Genomic DNA, 3,287 nt, shown 5'->3' with positions numbered 1-3,287 from the left:
GGTCACGCCAACGAAGAAATCGTGAAGTTTCTCAAGGAGCACGACGCCGACATGCTCTTCATCGGCGCATACGGCCACAGCAGGATTATCGAGATGGTGCTCGGCTCGACCACCGAGTACGTGCTGCGCAACTCACCGTGCCCGGTGTTCCTCGCGCGCTAGTCTTTCGCCTGCCGCAGTTCGTCATGAAACAAAATATTTACGACGACCCGCGATTCTTCGAGGGCTACAGCCAATTGCGCCGCCATGAGAGCGGTCTGAACATGGCGGTGGATCAACCAGCGATACGTTCGCTGTTGCCGCCGCTCGCCAACAAGCGCGTGCTCGATCTCGGCTGTGGCTTCGGCAAGATGTGCCGCTATGCAATCGAAGAAGGCGCCACGAGCGTGGTTGGGGTCGATATTTCGACCAAAATGCTTGCCAAGGCGCGCGAGGACACCGCTGACCCTCGCATCAGCTACGTGCAGTCGGCGCTTGAGGATCTAAATTTCGCGCCGGCGAGCTTCGACGTCGTGGTTAGTTCGCTCGCGCTTCATTACGTCGAGCGCTTCGATTCGATCTGCGAGAATGTGAAGTCGTGGCTGGTCAGTGGCGGCGCGTTCGTGTTTTCCGTCGAGCATCCGATGGTAACTGCGTATCCGGTCGGCGACTACCTCGCCGGCAAGGATGAAGGTCAACATTGGGCGATCGACAACTACAAGTCCGAGGGGATTCGCCACACGCAATGGATCACCGACGACGTCATCAAGTACCATCGCTCGGTCGAGACCTACGTGAACACGCTGATAGACAAGGGCTTCGCGATCGCGCGGTTGCTCGAGCCCGAGGCGACTGCGGACGCGATTCGCGAGCGTCCCGACCTTCGCGAAGAGAGCCGGCGCCCGACGTTTATGCTGATCTGCGCGCGAGCGTAGCGCTAGGCTTGCGGCTCTTCCGCGCGCTGGCGGATGAAGCGGCCCAGTAGCAAGCGCATCGATTCGACTGGCTGGATTCCAATCATAGGGAAGTCGCCCAGGATGAAGGTCGGGTAGCCGAGTGCGGAAAACTCGTCGGCCTCGCGCTTGTGCTCGTCGAGGCGCGCACTCATCGCTCCGCTGTCGAGAGCCTCGCGGAACTTCGTTCGATCGAGGCCGGCGCGCTCTGCGATCGCGTCGAGCACTTTGCGATCCGCAATGTCGGCGCCGTCGTCGAACGCCGCGCGAAACACCGCATCGTGATACGCCCTGAAGACGCCAGCATCGCGCGCCACTTCCGACCCTTGTAGCGCGGGTATCGAATCGATCCAGCTTGACGGCGGCGCGACGAGAACGCCCGTTTCTGCCGCGACGAACAGTACTTTCTGCCGCTCGAGCTCGCCGAGTATGCGGCCGGGCTTGGCGCGAAAATCGCGCGTCGCGATAGGCACGCCCTTCCACAGCGCCTCGAAGCCCAGTTCGTCCTCGAGCGGCGTGACGATTCGCCACGCGATGTAGCAAAGCGTCGAGGCGTAATCGAAATAAATTGGAATTCGCAGCCGGCTCATATCGCTGCTTTGATAATCGCCCGTTCAAGCATCCGCCGCAATTGGCGCGCTTGCGTGGCTCGTGCCGCGCGCACATTCTTGATTCACAATGTCTTCAAACCGCCGTCCAGTTCTCAAGTTGGGTGTCGTTGATTTCGGCGTCGAGACCGCGACGCTCCCCGGTGGCGTGCAGGTCGATCTCGCCGTCATCCGCCATCCCGGCGCGAGCGCGATCGTAGCACTGTATCCCGACATGACGGTTGCGATGCTGCGCCAATATCGTCACTCCATCGGCGGCTGGATGCGCGAGGTTCCCGCGGGATGCCGCAACGCCGGCGAGGACCCGCTCGAATGCGCGCGCCGCGAACTCGGCGAAGAGGCACGCGTCGCCGCCGCGCGATGGGACCATCTGGGCTCGATCATCACAGTCCCAAGTTTCTGCGACGAGCGAATCGAGCTTTACCTCGCGCGCGAGTTATCTGAGGGAAAGGGCACCCTCGATCACGACGAGGTGATCACAGTCAGCCGCGTACCGTTCGACGAAACCTTCGCGATGATTCGGCGCGGCGATATCGTCGATGCGAAATCGATCGTCGCGCTTTACCGTGCCCGCGACTTTCTCGAACAAGAGCGGCGCGGCTGAAAAGGAGAAGTTTGTGGCAATCGAAGTATTGGGCGTCGAGCATATCGATCTGACGGTGAACGACGTCGCGCGGTCGCGCGCATTCTACGACAAGGTATTCAGGGAACTCGGCTTCCGAAAATTCGAAGGCGACGACTATATACACTGGGCGAATGCGCAGATGACGATTGCGATTCGCGAGGCTTCCGGCGTGCATCGCGACGCGCAGTTCGACCGGTATCGCGTCGGTCTGCATCACCTGGCTCTTCGAGCGCGATCGCGTGCCGACATCGACGCGTTCCACGATTTCCTGAAGCGCGAAAAGGTCCAGATACTGGACGCTCCCGCTGAGTATCCGCACTATGGAGAAAACTACTACGCGGTTTTCTTCGCTGATCCCGACGGGATGAAGCTGGAACTCGTCCACAATCCGTGGGGTTACTGGCGCAAGGTAATGACCGAAGGCAGCGACTCGCGACCGCGCTACGATTTGAAGTAGGCGTCGGTGCAAATGCTCGAGCGCGACTGAATATGAGCGGCGAAGTTCCGCCGACGGCCCAGCGCTACCTGGCGCATCCATCGCACATGAACGGCGACGTGCGCCGTTCAGTTGCTACTGGATTACTACTTCATCCGGAAAGAGAAACGTGGTGGCGCCGTCGTCAAATTGCACCAGGTACATGCGCCGGTCCAAATTATTAACCTCACGCAAAATGCGTGGCTGTTCGCTGAATCGACTGCGACCTTCGTGGTCGCGCACCGGTCTCTGCAGCTTGCAATGCTTTCCGACTAGCTCTTCCGTGTTTAAACTCGTCATCATATTTTTACCCCTCCACTTCCTCCCGGTCATTCCGGCCACATCACCCTCAGCTTCCATACTAGCAAGCTTCGGGCCTAATATTTAGACGTCCACGGAACATTTCTGTTTCATTATCCAGAGCTGTGGAAAACCTCACAAATCCACGATTTTCCCGTTTGGGCCAGATCAAATGCTCTCTACTCCGGTTTTCTGGATACCTACTTGGTCCAAAGGATCAATGCCCGAATACAGGCACCTTTTTGCCAAATTTGCGGCGTGATATGCAGAAGATCGCCGCGAAAATAAATCGCGAATCTTCGCATCGCCAAATAATCGTGAAATAAAAACACTGCGCAGGAAAAAAC

5 protein-coding genes are annotated in these 3,287 nt (G+C 58.7%); 4 read left to right on the top strand and 1 reads right to left on the bottom strand.

The genetic code is table 11. The features are described from left to right. Positions 1-162, top strand: a 162-nt coding sequence (locus VIW95_RS17430; RefSeq protein ID WP_349259269.1) for a universal stress protein, incomplete at its 5' end; no start/stop codon positions are given. Between the two features lie 23 nt (positions 163-185). Further along, complete coding sequence (locus VIW95_RS00880) at positions 186-914, top strand: class I SAM-dependent methyltransferase (RefSeq protein ID WP_331583052.1); 729 nt, start codon at positions 186-188, stop codon at positions 912-914. A gap of 2 nt (positions 915-916) precedes the next feature. Here the strand turns inward: VIW95_RS00880 and VIW95_RS00875 are convergent, their stop codons facing one another. Further along, positions 917-1,522, bottom strand: a complete 606-nt coding sequence (locus VIW95_RS00875; protein ID WP_331583049.1) for a DsbA family protein — start codon at positions 1,520-1,522, stop codon at positions 917-919. Positions 1,523-1,610: 88 nt separating this feature from the next. Here VIW95_RS00875 and VIW95_RS00870 point away from each other — a divergent pair, with 88 nt between their 5' ends. Both VIW95_RS00870 and VIW95_RS00865 read left to right on the top strand, forming a co-directional pair. Next, a complete protein-coding gene (locus VIW95_RS00870) occupies positions 1,611-2,144 on the top strand; it encodes an NUDIX hydrolase (RefSeq protein ID WP_331583047.1) in 534 nt (177 codons plus the stop codon). A 13-nt stretch (positions 2,145-2,157) separates the two neighbouring features. Beyond that, positions 2,158-2,622, top strand: coding sequence for a VOC family protein (locus tag VIW95_RS00865; RefSeq protein ID WP_331583045.1), 465 nt, complete (start codon positions 2,158-2,160; stop codon positions 2,620-2,622). Positions 2,623-3,287 lie beyond the last annotated feature (665 nt).

This window comes from Binatus sp. (SeqCode), assembly GCF_036522015.1.
Classification (GTDB): Bacteria; Desulfobacterota; Binatia; order Binatales; family Binataceae; genus Binatus.
Note: the sequence above shows the minus strand (reverse complement) of the source record. Positions and strands in the feature narration are given on the sequence as shown.

What these genes read in the sequence shown, in the direction of transcription:
- VIW95_RS00880 (WP_331583052.1), top strand. Translation starts at nt 186, where the DNA reads ATGAAACAAAATATTTACGACGACCCGCGATTCTTCGAGGGCTACAGC.
- VIW95_RS00875 (WP_331583049.1), bottom strand. Translation starts at nt 1,522, where the DNA reads ATGAGCCGGCTGCGAATTCCAATTTATTTCGATTACGCCTCGACGCTT.
- VIW95_RS00870 (WP_331583047.1), top strand. Translation starts at nt 1,611, where the DNA reads ATGTCTTCAAACCGCCGTCCAGTTCTCAAGTTGGGTGTCGTTGATTTC.